Here is a 20,132-nt window from a genome sequence, read left to right as displayed (position 1 = left end):
GTGTTTGAAATGGCAGATTTAGGATGGCTTTCGCGTACGCGCCTCATGGTGGGCGACGAAGGATTGGATAAACTTCAACAAGCCCACGTGTTGGTGGTGGGGCTAGGTGGCGTCGGTTCGTTTGCCGCCGAATTTATTGCGCGTTCGGGGGTAGGAACGATGACGATTGTCGATGGCGACGTGGTTGACCCTTCCAATCGTAACCGACAACTTCCCGCCCTCGCAACCACCCACGGGCAGTCAAAGGCCGAATTGATGGCGGAACGTTTGTTGGCCATTAATCCCGAGTTGAAACTAACGGTGATTAAAGAATTTTTGACCCCTCAAAAAGTACGCGATATTCTTGGTGCAGCCTCGTACGACTACGTGATGGATTGCATCGACAGTATCACCCCAAAATTGACCCTTTTGGTAACGTCGCGCGAGTATAACTATCCGTTGGTAAGTTCGATGGGAGCGGGGGGGAAATACGACCCCACTCAGTTGAAAGTAGCTGATTTGTTTGATACGTACGAGTGTTTTTTAGCCCATTACGTTCGCAAGCGCCTCAAAAAATACGGGATTACGTCAGGCATAACGGCCGTGTTTTCGACCGAAAAAGTGCAAAAGGATTCGTTGATGCTGACGGATGGGAATAACTTTAAACGTTCCGCCTACGGAACCATTTCGTACTTGCCCGCTACTTTTGGAAGCGTCTGTGCCTCTGTTGTTATTCGAGAATTGTTGGGACAAAAAGTGCCGTTGCACAAGAACCCTTTGAAAGAGATAAAGAAAAAACAACAGCAAAAAAAGGCGAAAAAAGCGCAAAACAAGTAACTTTGATGAATGACTAGCCCACAACAAGCTATTACTTACTGTCCAAATTGGCAGTAACATGGCCAATAAGCCTTACTTCGCATGAGCTTTACCCTACATCTTGACCACGACGCTAAAACCCCTAAATACAAGCAAATTGTAAAATCGGTGATTAGCTCGATTGAACGTGGTGTTTTAAAACAGGACGACCAACTTCCTTCCATCAACGAACTGAGTGAAGAGTACTATTTAGCGCGCGACACTGTCGAAAAAGCCTATAAAGAACTCAAAGCACTGGGAGTGATTGACTCCGTACGCGGGAAAGGCTTTTATATTTTGAACGAAAAGCCAAAGCAAATGCGGGTGTTGTTGGTGATGAACAAACTCAGCGCCTACAAAAAAGCCGTGTATGAAGCTTTTGTGAGTACCTTGGGCGACCGCGCAGCAGTGACGTTACACATACATCATGGCAACGTACGGGTGTTCGACGACATTATGAAAGAGAGCATCGGGCATTATCACTACTACGTAATCATGCCGCACTTTTATGACGAGGCAGACCGCGTGTCGGTATTGTCGATGCTCAAAAAGATTGACCCCAAAGAACTCATTTTACTCGACCGCGAGTTTTCGGATTTTTCGGGAGAATACGCCAGCGTTTACCAAGATTTTACGGACGATATTTACGGTGCTTTGCAGTCGGGAATAGACCTGCTGAGTAAATACGAGGAAATGGTACTCGTGTTTCCGCAGGATGTAAAGTATCCACCTGAGATTGTACGCGGTTTCCGCAACTTCTGTGCACACTACCACAAGCAAGGACGAATTATCGGCAAGGCGTCCGACGACGAAGTTCTCAAAGGCCGCGCCTACATTGTGTTGGAAGATTCGGATTTGGCCGAATTAGTAAAAAAGACCAGACTACAAAGCCTGGTCTTGGGTGAAGAGGTAGGAATAGTATCTTTTAATGATACGCCCCTTAAAGAGGTTTTGGCCAATGGAATCACCGTTATTTCGACAAACCACAGCCAAATGGGGCGTACAGCGGCAGAGTTGATTCTAAAAGGAAAGGTGATGAATCTCAAAAACCCTTTTGGCCTGATTCGGCGCGGTTCCCTTTAAAACGCCACTTATTGCTTTATACTAACCCTTTTAACAAATCGGGAAGTAACCCGAAGAAAAGGGTAATGATGGTTGTTACAATCAACACCAAACGGTAGAATTGTGGCACTTTGATGGCATTTCCTTCGCCTTCGCGCATGTAAGCGGCAATCACGGCTTTGAAGTAATAATAAATACCCACAGCCGACATCAAAACGGCCACAATCAAAATCCACGTCAAGCCACGCTCTACGACGCTTGAGAATACAAAGAATTTACCCCAAAACCCAGCCGTAAGCGGAATTCCAGCGAGTGAAAGCATCGACACCGTTAGGACGAAAGCCAAGAGCGGGTTTTTCTTGCCCAAACCGTTGAAAACGTTGAAGTTTTCGCTCACTTCGTTTGATCGTACGCCCGTTTCTTTCCCAACAATCATCAACACGCCAAAAGCGCTGATGGTAGCTAATGAATACGCCAACGAGTAGAAAACAATCGCATCTTGAGACTGTGAGCTAAGAGCTGTAAGGCTCAGAAGCAAGTAGCCCGCGTGCGAAATACTCGAATAAGCCATCATGCGTTTGAAGCTATTTTGGTAAACTGCCGTAATGTTTCCAGCCAACAGCGTCAGCACTGTAATACCCGCTAGGGTTGACCACCAGAAGGTATAGGCACCCGAAAACGAGCCCGAAAGCAGGCGGTAAATGGCCGCAAAACCTGCTGTTTTTACAATGGTTGACATAAAGGCCGTAAACACCGTTGGTGCTCCGTCATAGACGTCGGGAGTCCAGAAGTGGAAAGGAGCAGCTGATACTTTGAAAAGCATACCAATCAACAACATCAACAAACCTACGTACATCATAACCGACGGACTAGGGTTTGTTAATACGTATGATTTGAGGGCTGTCAGGTTGAATGAACCCGTAGCGCCGTACAACAACGCCATTCCGAAAAGCATAATTCCTGTCGCAAACGAACCCATCAAGAGGTATTTAAGGGCGGCTTCGTTGGAGCGTAAATTGCGCTTATCACTACCTGTCAGTACGTACATAGAAACCGAAAGGATTTCGACGCCTACAAAGAGCATGAGTAGGTTTTCGTATCCAATCATAATGATGGCTCCTACCAACGAAAACAACATAATGGCGTAGTATTCGGCAGGTTGGGCAGCCTCATCGTCGATAAAACCGCGTGTAAGCGCTGAAATCAACAAAGCCGAAATCAACACAATGCCCGAAAAAGCCATCGTAAGCTTATTCTCGAAAAGCATTCCTTTGAAATACAACGACGGTGCATCGTTCCAGTTAGCAAAGTTGGCAATCAAGGTAATAACCAGTACCAAGAGTGTGGCAGGTAGTAGTATATTTTTCGATTTTTGAAAACCCAAAAACAATACCAGAAGGCCAAGTATGGAAAGAAGTATGATTGGAAGCATTTTGTTTAATTTTTCAATTTGAAACGGGGCGGTTCGCCGTTGCGACCGCTTAAAAAACTCTCAAATTAATAATGAATCATTTGTAATAGGTTACTTACCGCAGGCTCGGTCAGCTTCAAGAAAGAGTTAGGATAAAGCCCCATCCAGAAAACCATGATGACCAACGGCACCAATACCGCACGCTCACTAAACGACAAATCGGCAAAGTGCTCAGTGAATGCAGATTTTGCGCCAAACATTGATTTTTGGAACAAACGAAGCATGTAAACCGCACCCAAAATGATGGTAGTACCCGCAATTGCCCCTAACCAAATGTTTGACTCATATACCCCACGAAGCAACAAAAACTCACCTACGAAACCGTTTGTCAATGGAAGTGCAACACTGCCCAACATCAGAATCATGAAGTAAACTGTCAAATGAGGCGTACGTTGGGTAATACCGCCCAATTGCTCGATGTTACGCGTTTTGGTACGAGAGAAAATAATTTCGATGATGAAAAACAAACCTACGACATTGATTCCGTGGGCCAACATCTGAATCAACGCACCTTGTACGCCGCTAAGGGTTTGGGAAAATACCCCCGCCGACATCAAGCCTACGTGCGCAAACGATGAATACGCGATGAGGCGTTTCATGTCGCGCTGCTGAATGGCGATGATAGAACCGTAAACAATTCCGATGACCGACAAAACGATGGCCGTTGTTCCCCACGTTTGTAAACCTAACGGAACGATTGGCAACACAAAACGAATCACCCCATAAACCCCCATTTTAAGCATGATACCCGCCAAAAGCATGGTTGCAGGCGTTGGAGACTCGGTGTAAGTATCGGGCTGCCAAGTGTGGAATGGAAACACAGGCATCTTAATCGCAAAAGCAATAAAGAAAGCCCAGAAAATCCAGCCTTGCTTTTGGGCATCGAGGGCTAATTTATAAAAAGCCGAAATTTCAGACGTATGTCCTTGTGCTGAAGTGGTTTGGTAGTACAAATACACCAACGCCACGAGCATAAACAAGCTTCCGAAAATGGTATAAACAAAAAACTTGAAAGTGACTTTGATACGGTCTTCGCCGCCCCAAACTGCCGCCAAGAAATAGATAGGAATAAGGGCAGCTTCAAAGAATAAATAGAACAAGAATGCGTCGGTTGCGGTAAATACCCCCATCAAAGCAGCTTGCATGAAGAGGATAAGCGCATAAAACGTCGAAGCATTTTTGTAAGGCTGACGGAAGGTCGAGAGAACAATGAGCGGCGTTAAGAAGGCCGTAAGCATCACGAGCAAGATGCTGATGCCGTCGATACCTCCTGCAAACGAAATCCCCGCTGATTGAATCCAAGGGTAACTGAAACTGAACTGTTGAGCCGCCGTAGATTGAAATTGAGCGTAAATCACCACTGCCAAAACCAGCTCAATCGCCGCCCCAACCAGGGCCAGCTGCTTTGCGCTGTTGTTTTTGGTGAGTAACGTAATCACCCCTGCAATCAACGGAATGAGTATAAGTGAAAGAGTAAGCATATTAAAATGTCGATTTCAGAATGTATCAAAAATTTCACTTCAGTAAGAAATTCCACGCCAATACAAGGACGATACCAATCACCATCGCAAACACGTAGAAGCCTGTTTCACCCGTTTGCAACAAACGAAGACGGCCGCCTAAAAACTGTACCAAACGGCCCGAGCCGTTGACGATGACATCAATCAAGAACTCACCGAAGCTGTAAAGAATATCTGAAAGTTTGCTGATGGGCTTCACAAACACCGAATCGTATAACTCGTCGATGTAGTATTTGTTTTGAAGTACTTTGGGGAAACCTGTCACGTCTTTGTCGGCCGCAGGAACCACTGCTTTGCTGATAAACAAGCTGTACGCAAACCCAATCGCCAACACTGCCGCACCTACCGACACACCCATCAAAATATATTCGGTTGAATGTTCAAGGTGACCTTCAAAAAGCGCAGGGTTTACTTGTTTTGACCCTTCAAACAACGGTGCCATGAAGTGCCCCAAGGCTTCGCCGCCGCCCAATACGTGCGGAATGTTCATCAAACCACCCACGGCCGACAATACGGCCAACACCATCAATGGAATGGTCATGGTAGCTGGAGACTCGTGCAAGTGGTGTTCTTGTTCATGCGTTCCACGAAAGTCTCCAAAGAACGTTACAAACAACAAACGGAACATATAAAAAGCCGTCATCATCGCGCCCACAATTCCTAGCGCCCACATGATTTTGTTGTGCTCAAATACGTGCGCCAAAATTTCATCTTTCGAGAAGAAACCTGAAAGTGGAAAAATACCCGCAATGGCAAAAGTCGCAATCGTAAATGTCCAGAAAGTAACGGGCAAATGCTTGCGCAAACCACCCATGTTGCGAATGTCTTGCTCGTCAGACATGGCGTGAATCACACTACCTGCTCCCAAGAACAACAACGCCTTGAAGAAAGCGTGCGTCATAACGTGGAACATGGCTGAGGTGTAAGCCCCCACGCCCAACGCCAAAAACATATATCCTAATTGACTCACGGTAGAGTAAGCCAATACTTTTTTGATGTCGTTTTGATACAAACCAATCGACGCTGCTACCAAGGCGGTCAACAAACCAATGCCTCCCACAAAACCGAGGGTAGCAGGTGCCAACGAATAGAGCACGTTGGAGCGAATCACCATGTAGATACCCGCCGTCACCATCGTTGCAGCGTGGATAAGGGCCGATACAGGCGTTGGCCCCGCCATCGCGTCAGGGAGCCACGTGTAAAGTGGAATCTGGGCTGATTTTCCCATCGCACCTACAAACAAGAGCGCCGTGATGGTTACAATCACTGTATCGTTGATGCCAAAACCGCCGTTGGCTGCTTTATTGAATACTTCGAGGTACTCAACTGAGCCGAAGTGTTGGATAATCATAAAAATCCCCAACAAAAAGCCCAAGTCCCCGATGCGGTTCATAATGAAGGCTTTGCGGGCGGCATTGTTGTAGTTGGTTACTTTGTTCCAAAAACCGATGAGCAAATAAGAACAAAGTCCTACGCCTTCCCATCCGATAAACATGATGACGTAATTAGAACCCATCACCAACAGCAACATGAAGAACAAGAAGAGATTAAGGAAGGCAAAAAACTTCCCGAAGCCTTCGTCGTGGTGCATGTAGCCAATCGAATAAATATGAATCAACGAACCTACGCCCGTCACGACCATCAGCATCAACAACGATAACTGGTCAATTTGGAACGAGAAAGGAATCGTAAGTTGCCCAATTGAAATCCAATCAAAAAGTTTTACCACTTGAGGCTGACCGTCGAAGCTGTTCCATGCCAAGATGGAAATGATAAAAGCTCCCAACGTAGCGGCCGAACCAATGACCCCCACTAGGCTCTTGGGAACGTGCCGAAAACCTATGCCATTGATGGTAAAACCAATCAGTGGCAACAAGGGTATAAGAATAAGTAAGGATGGAGACATATATTTTTGAAACGTTAGTGGTCAATTGTTAACTGTTTAGAAGCGGTGGCTGTTCAACGATTAACAATTAACGGATAACAAACAACAACTTTTAATTACCATTTCAATTTATTCAAGAAACCAATGTCGATGGTTCGGGTATTGCGATAGATCATCACAATAATCGCCAACCCTACTGCCACTTCAGCGGCAGCAACCGCCATGATAAAAAACACAAAAACCTGGCCAACGGGGTCAGATTTGTAGGTTGAAAAGGCGATAAGTAAGAGGTTAACGGCGTTGAGCATCAGTTCGACGCTCATAAAAATGATCAGCGCGTTGCGACGGGTCAATACCCCCAGAATGCCTATCACGAACAGTGTTGTCGCCAACAACACGTAGTTTTGGAGAGGGATAGACTGTATTACGCCAGGAATCGACGGTGTAGCTTGTGGAAACATATAGTAGTTAGGTCGAAAAGATGTCTGTTGGTGAAATAAGTCCCAAAAACGGGGGCAAATTTACTGAATAATCGTAGTTGCCCAAATTAGAAGTCTAAAAACTGTACTTATTAGAAAAAGTACCTCGGTAATTTTTGCGTTACCCTCCTGCTACGCAGGGCATTGGTGGGGAGAAGGAGCATAAAAAACGCCACCTCCGTAGAAGTGGCGTGGAGAAAGCATTTTTATGATACTTACTTTACTGCCTATTATAATTTGGTTACGCTCACAGAAAAATTGGCACTTCTGGCGGTGTTAGTACTATTTGTCTGGGTTAGTTCAAGATAGATACGATCTCCCCCAGTAAGTTTTGCTGTTCCTGTGAATCGCTGATAATTAGGGTCGTCAGCAGTGCGTCTTGCATAAAAAGATTCCACAAAAAGACCGCTTGAGAGCACTTTTATCATTATTTCACCAGCAAAAGTAGTTGGCCAGAAGGTATTTACGTCAATAAGGTAGGTTCCTGTTTCTTCTATTAGGATAGTATCGTCGGTTGCGTTTATGTTAGAAGTTGTATTATTTTTTTTCTCATGATAAACAAGATCAAGGTCCATTTTCGTAGGAATTCTCGAAAGGAAACTTTGCGGCCCACCTGGCGCAAAATAATTGTGTAAAACTATTACTTCTTGCTTGGTTTTGAAATTGGCTACTCCGTTGGCATTGGAGGTCAATCGGTCATTAAGGTCAGCCCCTTGCCCCTTGAAAGTCATTTGTCCAGGCTTGATTTCAATGCTTTGTTGCGCCGCAGCCATAAACGCGCAAAGGCAGAAAAGTAAAAGAAGGGATAGAAGTCTCATAGCGATAGAAAATAGTAAGGTGATTGATAATTGATTAAACAAAGGACGAGGGGAGTGATTTGAGGAGTTTTATTTTTCTTCGTGCCAATGGAATGACGCTGCCATCGCTAAGCAATAATTGACGACCTTGCCGACGACTCAAGTAATACAAATTGAGAAAGCATCCTTTATTGACGCGTACAAACGATTCGGGTAGTTCTGTTTGGTACGAGCCCAGATTTCGTGAAGTCATCAAGCGGCGACCGTCGTTGAGGATGATGTACGTGTAGTTTTTATCGGCTTCGAGACGCACAATACTAGATAGCGGTACCAGTATTTTATTGCGTAGAATGCTCAGCGTAGAAGGAGGACTGGGAAATGTATTCATACGTTTAAGGGGATAGTGTTCTCACGTTTTGTGCGAGGTAAAATTGGCAAATGTTTGGGTAGCTTAGCCCCCCCAATTTTGGTGGTTTTTCGAAGGCCGAGAAACCAAAAAGCCACTTCGGGAGAAGTGGCTTTGAACCATTATTGAGGTATAGGTCTTACCTTAAAATGTAGATAATAACGTGCACCACCTACACTAAGGGGAATCATTGTTGCCTGGGTCGTTCGTAAATTAATATCAGAATCATTGCTAAGAATATCATCAGGGTCCGTGTCTTTTTCTTTAAGTCTTGTCTCAATGCTAACAGATGGATTAGGGCTATTTAATGGCACTTTATAGGTTCTTGACCCATTAGTAGTAATACTACTACCTGAATTAAAGCTGACTGGATTATTTCTACTTTGCTTCCAGAATTTGTGCCAATTAGAAGGTGTTATGCGACTTCCACCCGAACGTCTTACCCTGATTGTCCCAAAAATGTCATCATTCCCAAAAAAATCTTCTTGTTCTTCACACTCTATACTCGTCAGTTTTAGTTCATAATTTTCAGCAATACGAGTACAATTTTGCACATTGAAAGAAGTATTGATAGCAAGAGTAGCAAATGTGTCATCTGTTAGAAAGCGGAGCGTATATGCCAATGGTGTACCAAGCCCTGTATTAATTGACCATTCTGGAAGGTTCGTTATGTAGTTTGCCAGCGCATTGCCCGTTCCAATATTAACGGTATTGGCGGGCCCGCCGATTACTGTGCCAGTAATTGTTGTTTCATTGGTATTGTAAACAGCGTTTAGCTCTGCGGTAAAACTCGTTCTTACGTTAGAGTCTTCAAAATTAGCTCCAGCATATCTGGAAAAAAGAGCCTCAATTCTTGCATCAGTTCTGGTGGTTTTGACCAAAATATACGCCATACTGCCATAAGTTACTGAGGCAACATACATAGCGTTGCAATCAATATTATTAGGATTATTGAAAAAATTCCTTGGATCGTCATTACGCGGATCTGCACTGATATCAAAATAAGTACGCAGCACTTTGATAAGCATGTAGCTGGTTTGACGATTATTTTGTGCATCAAGTCGAGTCTCTTGTTCTACATCTACTGCCAAAGGTACACCCGCAAGCAAACTCATTAGTTCGGGACCCAAATGAGCTGTAGTTCGTGAACCCAACTTTGCAGTAAACTCTTCTCTGTTTGATCCTTTAATAAATTCAAGAGAAAAAGTTTGAGGAACTATTGCATTCCGAACTAAATTATTAACTTTTCTGATTACTTCCGCTCTGTTGTACAAAGTATCAACGGTTTGTAGAGTAGAGTGACTGCCAGACGCTATTAATGCTGAGATTTGATAAGGCATCCTTCTTACGTTAGGGGGTAAACTGTAAACGCTAAGGCTTCCGTTAGGAACACTTGTACCATTGATTATTGCACCAGGATAAATCAAGTCGTTGTCAGGTAAAAATAACGCTTGTTCGTTAAACTGGGCATCAACGGTTACACGTCGGCTCGTACAAGCAAAATTGCCGTTTACAACGGTACCTACTACTTGTTCAGAGTTCTCATAAAATGACTGTCCTGCTCTGATAACCCTAATAGTGGTACTGCCCGAATTAGAACTGGGAAAGGACTGGTTGCAAGGAGTTACTCCCCCAAGGGTTGGCTGGTAACGGTGCGCTAACTCTATCTTCTTTTTAAAGGGAAGATTTTTTAGTGCTGGATTTCCCATAATGCTATCGCGTAGGGCAAACTTACTTTTTTGCAAAAACTGCTCAGGGTTACTAATCTTACCTCGTAAGTAGTTAAAGGTTTTTCGATATTTTACCTGAGAAATCAATTCATTCGGCAGTAATAAAAAATAAAAAAGAACTATCAGTACTACCCTTGATACATTAGATAATGCTTCCATTTTTTTTATTGATTTTAGGTGAAGAATTATTTGAACAACACAAAATTGGCGTATAATCCCCTCTAAAGCACCCGCCAATTTGGGTGGATATTGAAATTAGGATAAAATAAAAAAAGGCCGCTTATCGGCGGCCTTTGAAAAATATATTAGGAAAAATTTTCGACTGTATTAGTACATTTTAGGCAAGAAACGTAGGTATTTGACTTGCCAAACGCCTACTATGAGTAATGTAAAACCAATCATTTGGCTAGAATTGCGCACCAAGTATAGCTTGTAGAAACTTATCAAATCCGTTTGATAAAGCTTAGTAAAAACAAACTCCAAAAACAACTCGGCCAAAGCAGGCAGAATAAGCCCCAAACATATCCAAAAATAAGAGTTTTTTTGGAGGCTCAGGCTAACATTCGGTGCTCTATACAACTGATACAACAACAGGCCTGCGCCACCCAAAACAAAGAAGTTTTTGATAGTGGAAGAAAGAGAATCATATCCTTGATAACTCTTGAATACAAACACCTGAACGAACTCAAATATCACCAACACCCAAATAGCGTACTGAAAAACTTTTTTTGAAGTAGGGTTTTGGAGAGAATCTCTAAAAAATAGCCCTAAGAAAATGAAGCGAATCAGGTAATGAATAGGGTTAAAAAAAGAAAGTGTTACAATACCAAGAGTTTCCATGAGTGGCTTTAAATGAGAGGCGTAATAAGGGAATGATTTACTCAAAACAAATCTGCCTAAAACCCACTCGACTAAAGATATAAAAGCCAAAAAAACTATAAATTTAAGTATCCATTTATAGCTACTTAAATTCAATATTTTTCTATTGGCAATGGCTACGCCAACCATCACACCTTTGAGTGCAATAATCAATATCGCAGTATATTCAAGATAAGTTTCAAGTTCTGTTATCATACACTATTCGATTAATCTTCTCTTGGAACACGTACAGGCCAATCAGATTCATGATGAAAATTATCATCGGTCATTGGATGAATAAATACAATGTATTTCCCCTTTGAGCTTTTACCAATACTGAATCCTATCTTTGAGAAATTGTGTGTAGACCATTGATTTTCCCATATACGAATAGCTTGTTCCATACTTTCTTGAGTTATTATTAGTTTTTCGGCATCCGAATTTACCTCTAAATCTTGCTCTAAATCTTTTATGGAATAAGAATGGAGAGTAATTGATACTTTGTCTTTATCATCAACATCAATTAGTTCTAACCAAATGCCAATATTAGAGTTGTTGAGAATATCCTTAACCTCTTTAGATTCATATTTTATTTTCGAAATTCTATCATCTTTTCTCACTTTTGAAATGCTCCCCCAATATTCATCTCTTAAAGGTCTGTATTCTTCATTGAAAACCTTATCACTATCATAGGGAGCGAACATTTTAAGAAGTTTTCCGCTATCAATTGTTAAGGTGATTTTTGACAATTCATCTGACATCGTCGTAAATGTTTAAAAGGTTTATAAATCAGTTAAGTATCTATCACACCATCTTCCCCTCTATTGCCTTAGCCACGGCTTCGGGGGCGGAGTTGACGTGGAGTTTTTCGTAAATATTTTTCATGTGCCAATGCACCGTATGAAAACTCAGTGAACAGGCATCGGCAATCATCTTATAACTCATGCCTTTGACCATGCAGCCCAAAATCTCCCGCTCGCGGTCGGTAAGGGCTACGTAGGTGGGCTGGGTTTTGATGAACTGACTTTGAAACATTCGCAATACCTTGGCCGCAATACTGGGCGTCATCCATGCGCCGCCGTTGTGGACGTCAATGATGGCCTGAAGCATCACTTCGGGGTCGGGGTTTTTGAGGACGTAGCCGTTGGCGCCTGCACAAATGGCCGAAAACACGCGGTGGTCGTCGTCAAAGACGGTCTGCATCAGCACTTTCGTGTCGGGAAGCGTCGCTTTGATGGCCTGCAACGCCTCAATTCCCGACATGCCTGGCATCTGAATATCCATCAAAACAACGTCAGGTTTGTACCGTTGGATTTTGCTGACACAACCTTCTGCATCACCAAACGAAGCACACATAAAAATCTCGTCCGAACTGGCCAAGTACAGGGCCAAATTTTGGCGAAAACTTTTGTTGTCTTCAAACAAAACTACACGAATCATGCAGTAGAGTGTTTAGGGGCGGCATTAGGTTTTGGTACCGCCAAATTGATTATTTTATCTCAAAACTTCGATACAAAACAATCGAAATTTATCCTGCGGTCATCCCCCCAAATCGGGTAGGCGCAAAACCACCCTTAAACGGGCACTACGATGACTTCCAAACGAGTTCCTTCGCCAATCTTTGAGGTAAGTGTGGTCTCCATGAAGCTGTCCAACGCCCTCTTTTTGAAGTTTTTGAGGCCGTTTCCCTCGTAGCCTTGCGTTGCGTCAAAGCCACGGCCATTGTCCCCAATAAGCATTCTAAGTTCCCCTTCGTTGGTCATGCTTAAGTTTACTGATACTTTACTGGCTTCGGCGTGTTTGAGGATATTGTTGAGGGCTTCTTTAAAAATGAGATAGACATTTTGCCGCTGCTCCATGCTTATTTTGAGCTGATTGATTTGTTCTGGGGTGAGCTGAATAGCAAAATCTAGGGCAATTTCTTGGGGAGTAAGCAGTTGAAATGCCACGGAACGCATTTTTTCAAAAAGCTGATGGACAGAGTCGTTGTTGGGGTTGAGGGTCCAAACTGTATCACGAATACTCTGAATACTTTCTTCGGAGTCGGTTTTGATTTGTTGTAAAATGGGTAGCACGTCAGGGGTTTGCGCTCCCACCTTCTTTTCTACCAAGCGAGTAGCGATGGCGATGCTGCTCAAAGTCGCGCCTACTTCGTCGTGCAAATCGGCCGCGATGCGATTGCGAAGGCTGTGGAGTTTGAGTTTTTGGCGAAAGTTGTAGAGTAAAAAGAAATAAATGGCAGCACCAAGCAACAACAAAATATAGACCGCAACGGCAGGCCAAAACCACCATTCTTCGGTGATGCTTTTTTCTACTTGCAGGAGGAGGCGAGTGGGCTTCGACCAGACGTTGTTTTGCTGTGTTTGTACCCAAAAGGTGTAATCGCCTCCTTGGAGGTTGGTAAACATAGCGATGGGATAGGTCAACGAAACGGTATCGGCATTTAAGCCTTCCAAACGGTATCGGTACCGACAATCGCAGGGTTGCCATTCGATCATGAGCTCATCGTCGAGGGCGTTTAATTGTAAACTATTGGAAGGTGAAAGCGTCTTTTTTTCTCCATTCGCAGAAATGGAAGTAATGCAAGGGCCGACTTGTGCCACAGAAGCTTGCACCACAAGTAACAATACCCCCCAAGCCCACCTGCTCATTATCGTTTTACTCATAATTGTAGAAAGCGTAGTTTGGATAATAGCAACTCTCACGCAAAATAGAGGTTTTGGTGCTATTTCGTATGAGTGGCATCAATGTTTGAGGGGCATTGCTAGCACAAGCGTCCCCGCTCGTGCTAGCAAAAAATCGTTTATGAATATTTACGGGCAGGGCCGATGATCCATCGCTTCAAGGTTTTTTGCCAAGTACTGCCGAGCCAAGCATCAAATAATTTGTCGCGAAGGCCAAGCGGGGGGATTTGAGGGGCGTGTTGGGGCGCTGCCGATAATACCAAATGAAAGCTGCCGCTAGCCGCGCCGCTGTATTTGGTGCCGCCACGAACAAATTGGGTATTAAAAAAATCCACGAAAGCGGCTTGGTGGAACAACCCGAGCCCTTCAAATTTTTTAATCCACCACTCTTTGGGTTGGACGGTTTGGTGAAGATTGACGCCGTTGACAATATCGTCCACCGTGGCAACGCTCATAATCCACAAGCCGTGGGGGGCGAGGTGCTTCTTGATGTTGGAGGCCACGACCTCAATTTTTTCTTCGGCAATGTGCTCCATCAACTCCCACGAAGTCACTAATTCAAACTGAACGGGCGTTTGTTTGGTTTGGGTTTGGATTGAAATATCAAAATTTTCGGTGACATCGCAGGTAAACAAATTGTCGGGGATGGTAGCCCACTCTGCGCGTTTAAATTTTTTGGAATAATCACTTCCCTCCAGTCCGACGGCAAAACAACCATCGTTTAGACAATCGCGGACGAACCCACCGCCCGCACAACCCATGTCTAAAATTTTCCAAGGCCGAGGAAAAGAGGCAAATACTTGGTAAACTTTCTCATTGAAACGGTAATTGCGGCTATTGTCGTTGGCTGTGCCCCAAGGTATCAAGTGGTCAGGCGAATCAAAAGCGACGGGTTTGAGGGTATCAACAACAATGCGGGACGCGTCCGTAAATTCAAAAGAAGGAGGGGAGAAAAGCATAAAATCAATGTTGAAACAAATGAACGGCCAAAAATACAGTAAATTTTGATAGCGCGAGCGTCTTACGATTGCGCGAGCGTCCCCGCTCGTGCTGACTATTCCTAGGCTTCTAGCCTTGGTAGGGAAAACAGAAGGCTAGAAGCCTACTAATAAATGACACGAGCGGGGATGCTCGCGCCATCGGGGTATTTATTTTCTATACTTGTTTTTGTGTAATTAGTATTGAACTAATATATCCAAAGTAGTGTGGCAATAACAATACTTTTACAGATAACTATAAATTAGCTAAGTAATAAAAAAACTATCATTAAAATAGTATATAATTGCTAGTATGAAACAACTATTTTTATTTTTTGTGGCTTTGCTAATGAGCCAACAGTTGACAGCTCAAAACCGCCCTTTCATCACTCGCTGGAATTTGGCTACAGCGGGTTCGGGAACTACGCAGTTGAGTTTTGGAGTAGCGACCTCAGGCACAGTTAATTATACTTGGGAAACCGTTCCCTCAGGAACGAGCGGGTCGGGTACGTTTACGGGTGCTACGGCCACCATCACAGGTTTACCCGCTAATGCTACCATTGAATTACGCATTTTACCGACCAACTTCCAACGATTTATAATGAACAGAGGCTCTGATAAAAGCCGCCTGACCTCGATTGAGCAATGGGGCGATGTGGCTTGGACAAGCATGGGGAATGCTTTTTATGGTTGTAACAACATGGTACTCAATGCTACGGATGTACCCAATACTGCTTCTGTAATGGATATGAGTTGGATGTTTGCTGATTGTGCCTCCTTTAACCAGCCTTTACCCAACGGCTTTAACACATCAGCTGTAACGAATATGAGTTATATGTTTTTAAGTTGTAGTGTGTATAACCAACCCTTACCCAGTAGTTTTAATACGGAAAAGGTAACGAATATGAGCGGGATGTTTTCTACTTGTAGGGTCTATAATCATCCTTTACCCAACGGTTTTAATACGTCATCAGTAACGAATATGTTTGGGATGTTTTTGGGCTGTATTTTCTATAACCAACCCTTGCCCAGTAGCTTTAATACATCGTCCGTAATGAATATGAATTCTATGTTTTTGGGATGCATAGCCTTCAACCAACCCTTACCTAGTGGCTTTAATACATCTTCGGTAACAGATATGACCTGGATGTTTAGGGATTGTGAGTCCTATAACCAAATCTTACCCACTAGCTTTAATACTTCGTCAGTAACGAGTATGTTTGGAATGTTTTCTGGTTGTAGCGTCTATAACCAAGCTTTGTCCAGTAATTTTAACACAGAAAAAGTGACGAATATGTTTGGAATGTTTGCTGGATGTAGCTTCTATAACCAATCCTTACCGAGCAGTTTTAATACGGAAAAGGTAACAAATATGAGTAGGATGTTTGAAGGATGTCGTTCCTATAATAAAGCCTTGCCGACTAATTTCAATACGTCATTGGTAACGAATATGTTTGCAATGTTTGCTAGTTGTAGCTTCTTTAATCAATCCTTGCCTAGTGGCTTTAACACGTCATTGGTAACGAATATGCAAGCCATGTTTTATGGTTGTATTTCTTATAACCAATCCTTACCAAGTAGTTTTAATACGGAAAAGGTAACAGATATGAGTAGCATGTTTGAAGGATGCCTTTCCTATAATAAAGTCTTGCCGACTAATTTCAATACGTCATCGGTAGAGAATATGCAAGATATGTTTTATGGTTGTATTTCTTATAATCAACCCTTCCCGAGTCGCTTTACTACGGAAAAGGCAACAAATATGAGTTGGATGTTTCGAGGTGCCACAGCCTTCAATCAAAATATAGGAGATTGGAATGTTGGGGCTGTAACGAATATGAATATGATGTTTTCAGGGGCCACTGCCTTTAATCAAAGTTTGGCAGCTTGGGGTTCAAAACTTCATCCTAATGTAAACTTGACGAACTTTCTTGATAACTGCGGCATGAGTGTAGCCAACTACGATGCCACGCTAACGGGTTTTAACGCGGGTACTGTAACAGGAAGAAGTTTGGGGGCAGTGGGGCGTCAATATTGTGCCTCCTACGCCGACAGGGCCAATTTGGTAAAACCCATAGCCAATGGCGGTAAAGGTTGGACCATAACAGGCGATGTGCTTGTATGTTTATCCACCTCTGAAATAAACGTCAAAGGGAACAACGTATCCATTGCAGATGGTGACATAACCCCTTCTTCCAATGACCATACCGATTTTGGCACTCAATCGGTAGGAATAGGGGCGGTTATCCGAACATTTACCATTGAAAATACGGGCGCAGGAGTGTTGAACTTAACGGGTTCGCCCAACAAAGTGGTTATTTCGGGGACACATGCCGCAGATTTTACGGTGAATGTTCAACCTTCTTCGCCCGTAGCAGCTAGCAGTGGCAGCACTACTTTTCAGATTACCTTCACACCATCAGCAGGAGGATTACGGAGGGCTACTATCAGCATCGCCAATGATGATGCCGATGAAAATCCTTACAATTTCGATATTCAGGGAATCGGGTGCGGTGTGGCATCGCTTTCGATTGCCAACAACATCAGTTCAGGGACGGGTCTTTACGGAGCTACGGCCATTATGGCGACTAATCAAATCGTCTATGCCAACGTAGAGTACAGAGGAGAAAGCTCGGTGACATTACTGCCTGGATTTAAAGCCGAGCAAACGGTCTTTAAAGCACAAATTGGGGTCGGTTGTAACTAATTTCCGATAGCGCGAGCGTTCCCGCTCGTGCTGACTATTCCAAGGCTTCTAGCCTAGTTTGATAAAATAAGAGGCTACTAAAGTTTCGGGTCAAGCGTTGTGGATTTCTCCTGTCGTCGAAATGACAGAAAAAGGGTATTACTTGGAAATACGCTTGCCTATTTTTTCTCTAATAATCTGTAAGTCAGTTACTTTTAGTAAAAGGCAGATGCCGATGAAAACAAGGGTGGCTACGCCTGCAAGGCTGACCCCAATAAAAAAGCTGACTAGTTTGTTGTAGTGACTAATGGCTTGCCAATAGCCTTTGGCCACCCAACCTACCCCAACGCTGACTAGGAAAGCAAACGTGATTTTGAACACTTCGCCCCGTTCATAAAAACCAAAATAGGCTTTTTTCTTGGTCCACACCGTAAGAAGGGGAACAAGCGCCATGAATGTACTGTGGGTAAACAAATGAATCAAAACGCCCGTAAAACCGAAGGTCTGGATGATGAAGTAGCTAAACAAAGCCGAAAGTACGTGAACCACACTCCAGAAATAATACTGCAACTCAGGATTGGTGACCGAAACGGCCAATTTGCGGTAAATCATGTATGGCCCTGTGCAAATCATGGCGGCAAAAAATACGCACAAAAGCTGATAAACGCTTTCGACGTCTTGGGCGTTGAATTTTACGCCACCCCAAAGCGTCCAAATCAGATATTGTCCTCCCGCTACGAAAGGAATAAGCACCAAAAAGCCAATGAAATACGAAAAATTGAGGTTTTTGGCGACAAAAGCTTTGATCAACTGTCCGTTGTTTTGGTGAAGCAGGCGATTGATTTCGTTGAAAAAAACGGTGCTAACGGGGATTAAAAAGACGTTGGCTACTTTCCCATAAATGAGTTCGGCGTACCGAAACAGCGCATACGTACCCGCAGGCAAAAGCGAAAGTGCGGCGTTGAAAATAAACGTATAGACCTGTACGCCACCCATGTAGGTGGACGTCGCCATCAGCGTACTGGATAGTTCACGAAGGGGAAAGTGAGGGTTGCGGAAAAGCCACGTATGGCGATAATGAATGTGCCGTAAATAGTAGGCGACGGTGCCAAACTGAGCCAAAACACTGATAAAAAGGGCCGCAACCAAGCTCCATATATTGCCGTCTCTTCCCCAAATGCACAAAATTAGCACATGCACGAGCTGCGAAATGGTGCTGGTAAACTCGGTTTTTCCGTAAATATTTTCCGCGTTCAACATACCTTGAAACACGTTGGTGGCAATCTGAATGGGGAGTAAAAAACCCGTAAAACAGAAAATTTGCCACACTTGCTCTTTGGTCGTTAGTTTAAAGCCAGGAACAAGCAGGTTGACGACGTCGGTACCGCTGGCAATGAACAACAGCACCAAAACAAACGCGATGCCAACGATGTAATTGGCCAACGTTGCTACAATCGACATCGCGGCGGCGGTATTTACTTCAGATTTGATGCGGTGATAACGTGCTACAACTACTTCGACAAGCTGGCCTGCGTTGACAAAACGGGAGACGGTCGTCCCTAAAACGGAGGCTGCGAAAAATGCTTCTACTTCGGCAGAGGTACCAAAAAAATAGACCATGAGCGTTGAGTTGACAACATTCAGGATGACATTGATGGTGTTGAGACTGAGTAAAGTAGCTATGTTACGATAATCTAAATTCATTTAAAGCGTTGTAAAATCGTTTTGGCCAATTGCTTGACGAAAAAGCGAAATTTGTGGGAAAAAGTATATAAATGAGGATAATCTTCCTGGCGGTTTGATAAATATTTTTTTTCGATGACGTTGGTGCGGAGTCGTTCAAGGTGCTGGCGTACGTACCGAGGTGAGTTGGTGGAGGTCAATTCCACTTTTTCCATCCAAAGGTCTTTGTGCAAATCAATGGTTTTGTTTCTAAAAGCCGACATCGGAATGTGGTTACAGCGGATTGTTTGTAAAATTTCGGCATCCGAGTAGCCGCCGTGGGGAAACGTTCGGTATTTGCGCAAAATATGTTCTTTTTCATAACAATACGAATACTCAAAGACCAGCGTACGCTCCCATTCGGGCACGGCTCCGATGTAATCAGAACGAAGAAGCCCCATGCCCATGTCGCCCGTGGCTTGGGCGAGGCGTTGTACCGTCACGATAGGCGTAGCCCGAACGGCATTCCAAAGGTTGTCGTAGTCGTACCAAAATCGGCGACGCGGAATCTGAACCAAACCGTCGTTGGCAGCGGTGAGTTTGGTGGTTAAAAACGTAAAATTATCGGGAAAAGAATCAAAATCAATCACTTCATCGGCATCCGAAAGAAGTACCCAAACGTCGGGTTCGTGGCCGTATTTTTCAACGATGTACTTTTGGGCCAACGAACGCTGTCGGCGCTCCGAATCCATCCCTTGGGTATCAATGTCTTTGCGCGTATAATCAATAGGAGGGTGCTGCAACGAGGCCGAAATGAGGTGAATACGGTCGCAAAACGGGGCAAATCGCTCGTCGGAGTCAAGTACTTGTTGGGCAAAAACGCCCTTGTGCTCTCCTTGAAAGGTATATTCGTTTTCAACAATGACCCACTCCGTAATGGCTTCTCCGCCCAGAATAAATTTAATCAGTAGCGCTTCCTTTTCGTGGGGTTCACTGAATAGAAAAGTATCAATAATTTTTGTCATAAGCCAGATGAAACTAAGGCGAGCCTGTTTACGAAAGCGTAAAAGATAGTTGTAAA

At 43.8% G+C, this 20,132-nt stretch carries 17 protein-coding genes; 3 read left to right on the top strand and 14 right to left on the bottom strand.

The genetic code is table 11. The annotated features are described in order from the left end of the window. Nucleotides 1-9 precede the first annotated feature (9 nt). Nucleotides 10-816, top strand: a complete 807-nt coding sequence (locus FHS57_RS22510; RefSeq protein ID WP_028523686.1) for a tRNA threonylcarbamoyladenosine dehydratase — start codon at nt 10-12, stop codon at nt 814-816. An 81-nt stretch (nt 817-897) separates the two neighbouring features. Further along, a complete protein-coding gene (locus FHS57_RS22505) occupies nt 898-1,917 on the top strand; it encodes a GntR family transcriptional regulator (protein WP_183977600.1) in 1,020 nt (339 codons plus the stop codon). Nucleotides 1,918-1,933: 16 nt separating this feature from the next. Here the strand turns inward: FHS57_RS22505 and FHS57_RS22500 are convergent, their stop codons facing one another. The 12 genes from FHS57_RS22500 to FHS57_RS22445 form a co-directional block, all read right to left on the bottom strand. Further along, nucleotides 1,934-3,328 (bottom strand): NADH-quinone oxidoreductase subunit N, encoded by a 1,395-nt coding sequence (locus tag FHS57_RS22500; RefSeq protein WP_183977598.1) that lies wholly within the window; start codon nt 3,326-3,328, stop codon nt 1,934-1,936. Between the two features lie 65 nt (nt 3,329-3,393). Then, nucleotides 3,394-4,848, bottom strand: a complete 1,455-nt coding sequence (locus tag FHS57_RS22495) for a complex I subunit 4 family protein (protein ID WP_183977596.1) — start codon at nt 4,846-4,848, stop codon at nt 3,394-3,396. Nucleotides 4,849-4,882: 34 nt separating this feature from the next. Next, nucleotides 4,883-6,793 carry an NADH-quinone oxidoreductase subunit L gene (gene nuoL / locus FHS57_RS22490; RefSeq protein ID WP_183977594.1) on the bottom strand — a complete coding sequence of 637 codons (1,911 nt, stop codon included), beginning with the start codon at nt 6,791-6,793 and terminating at the stop codon, nt 4,883-4,885. 95 nt (nt 6,794-6,888) lie between these two features. Continuing rightward, a complete protein-coding gene (nuoK, locus tag FHS57_RS22485; protein WP_028523691.1) occupies nt 6,889-7,233 on the bottom strand; it encodes an NADH-quinone oxidoreductase subunit NuoK in 345 nt (114 codons plus the stop codon). Between the two features lie 248 nt (nt 7,234-7,481). Further along, on the bottom strand, nt 7,482-8,111 hold the full coding sequence (locus tag FHS57_RS22480) for a hypothetical protein (RefSeq protein WP_221225699.1): 630 nt from the start codon (nt 8,109-8,111) through the stop codon (nt 7,482-7,484). Continuing rightward, entirely contained in the window at nt 8,104-8,436 is a 333-nt protein-coding gene (locus tag FHS57_RS22475; RefSeq protein WP_183977591.1) for a LytR/AlgR family response regulator transcription factor, read from the bottom strand. The genes FHS57_RS22480 and FHS57_RS22475 overlap by 8 nt, the downstream gene beginning before the upstream one ends. 140 nt (nt 8,437-8,576) lie before the next feature. Further along, a complete protein-coding gene (locus FHS57_RS22470) occupies nt 8,577-10,343 on the bottom strand; it encodes a thiol-activated cytolysin family protein (protein WP_183977589.1) in 1,767 nt (588 codons plus the stop codon). 168 nt (nt 10,344-10,511) lie between these two features. Then, a complete protein-coding gene (locus FHS57_RS22465) occupies nt 10,512-11,258 on the bottom strand; it encodes a hypothetical protein (RefSeq protein ID WP_183977587.1) in 747 nt (248 codons plus the stop codon). 11 nt (nt 11,259-11,269) lie between these two features. Continuing rightward, nucleotides 11,270-11,803 (bottom strand): hypothetical protein, encoded by a 534-nt coding sequence (locus tag FHS57_RS22460; RefSeq protein ID WP_183977585.1) that lies wholly within the window; start codon nt 11,801-11,803, stop codon nt 11,270-11,272. A gap of 43 nt (nt 11,804-11,846) precedes the next feature. After that, nucleotides 11,847-12,482: a response regulator transcription factor gene (locus tag FHS57_RS22455; RefSeq protein WP_183977583.1), complete on the bottom strand. Its 636-nt coding sequence runs from the start codon at nt 12,480-12,482 to the stop codon at nt 11,847-11,849. A 134-nt stretch (nt 12,483-12,616) separates the two neighbouring features. Further along, nucleotides 12,617-13,708, bottom strand: a complete 1,092-nt coding sequence (locus FHS57_RS22450) for an ATP-binding protein (RefSeq protein WP_183977581.1) — start codon at nt 13,706-13,708, stop codon at nt 12,617-12,619. Between the two features lie 137 nt (nt 13,709-13,845). Then, a complete protein-coding gene (locus tag FHS57_RS22445) occupies nt 13,846-14,685 on the bottom strand; it encodes a class I SAM-dependent methyltransferase (protein ID WP_183977580.1) in 840 nt (279 codons plus the stop codon). A gap of 331 nt (nt 14,686-15,016) precedes the next feature. Between FHS57_RS22445 and FHS57_RS22440 the strand changes: the two genes are divergently transcribed. Further along, nucleotides 15,017-17,410: a BspA family leucine-rich repeat surface protein gene (locus FHS57_RS22440; RefSeq protein ID WP_183977579.1), complete on the top strand. Its 2,394-nt coding sequence runs from the start codon at nt 15,017-15,019 to the stop codon at nt 17,408-17,410. Nucleotides 17,411-17,548: 138 nt separating this feature from the next. On the opposite strand, the gene murJ is transcribed toward FHS57_RS22440, so the two are convergent. Together murJ and FHS57_RS22430 are read right to left on the bottom strand one after the other, a co-directional pair. Beyond that, nucleotides 17,549-19,093 (bottom strand): murein biosynthesis integral membrane protein MurJ, encoded by a 1,545-nt coding sequence (gene murJ / locus FHS57_RS22435; protein WP_183977578.1) that lies wholly within the window; start codon nt 19,091-19,093, stop codon nt 17,549-17,551. Beyond that, complete coding sequence (locus FHS57_RS22430; protein WP_183977577.1) at nt 19,090-20,076, bottom strand: hypothetical protein; 987 nt, start codon at nt 20,074-20,076, stop codon at nt 19,090-19,092. The genes murJ and FHS57_RS22430 overlap by 4 nt, the downstream gene beginning before the upstream one ends. Nucleotides 20,077-20,132 lie beyond the last annotated feature (56 nt).

The sequence above is a fragment of the Runella defluvii genome, assembly GCF_014195535.1.
Taxonomy (GTDB): Bacteria; Bacteroidota; Bacteroidia; order Cytophagales; family Spirosomataceae; genus Runella; species Runella defluvii.
Note: the sequence above shows the minus strand (reverse complement) of the source record. Positions and strands in the feature narration are given on the sequence as shown.

Bases quoted from the DNA above. Each gene is read 5' to 3' on its own strand.
- FHS57_RS22510 (WP_028523686.1), top strand. From the start codon at position 10: ATGGCAGATTTAGGATGGCTTTCGCGTACGCGCCTCATGGTGGGCGAC.
- FHS57_RS22505 (WP_183977600.1), top strand. From the start codon at position 898: ATGAGCTTTACCCTACATCTTGACCACGACGCTAAAACCCCTAAATAC.
- FHS57_RS22500 (WP_183977598.1), bottom strand. From the start codon at position 3,328: ATGCTTCCAATCATACTTCTTTCCATACTTGGCCTTCTGGTATTGTTT.
- FHS57_RS22495 (WP_183977596.1), bottom strand. From the start codon at position 4,848: ATGCTTACTCTTTCACTTATACTCATTCCGTTGATTGCAGGGGTGATT.
- nuoL (WP_183977594.1), bottom strand. From the start codon at position 6,793: ATGTCTCCATCCTTACTTATTCTTATACCCTTGTTGCCACTGATTGGT.
- nuoK (WP_028523691.1), bottom strand. From the start codon at position 7,233: ATGTTTCCACAAGCTACACCGTCGATTCCTGGCGTAATACAGTCTATC.
- FHS57_RS22475 (WP_183977591.1), bottom strand. From the start codon at position 8,436: ATGAATACATTTCCCAGTCCTCCTTCTACGCTGAGCATTCTACGCAAT.
- FHS57_RS22470 (WP_183977589.1), bottom strand. From the start codon at position 10,343: ATGGAAGCATTATCTAATGTATCAAGGGTAGTACTGATAGTTCTTTTT.
- FHS57_RS22465 (WP_183977587.1), bottom strand. From the start codon at position 11,258: ATGATAACAGAACTTGAAACTTATCTTGAATATACTGCGATATTGATT.
- FHS57_RS22460 (WP_183977585.1), bottom strand. From the start codon at position 11,803: ATGTCAGATGAATTGTCAAAAATCACCTTAACAATTGATAGCGGAAAA.
- FHS57_RS22455 (WP_183977583.1), bottom strand. From the start codon at position 12,482: ATGATTCGTGTAGTTTTGTTTGAAGACAACAAAAGTTTTCGCCAAAAT.
- FHS57_RS22450 (WP_183977581.1), bottom strand. From the start codon at position 13,708: ATGAGTAAAACGATAATGAGCAGGTGGGCTTGGGGGGTATTGTTACTT.
- FHS57_RS22445 (WP_183977580.1), bottom strand. From the start codon at position 14,685: ATGCTTTTCTCCCCTCCTTCTTTTGAATTTACGGACGCGTCCCGCATT.
- FHS57_RS22440 (WP_183977579.1), top strand. From the start codon at position 15,017: ATGAAACAACTATTTTTATTTTTTGTGGCTTTGCTAATGAGCCAACAG.
- murJ (WP_183977578.1), bottom strand. From the start codon at position 19,093: ATGAATTTAGATTATCGTAACATAGCTACTTTACTCAGTCTCAACACC.
- FHS57_RS22430 (WP_183977577.1), bottom strand. From the start codon at position 20,076: ATGACAAAAATTATTGATACTTTTCTATTCAGTGAACCCCACGAAAAG.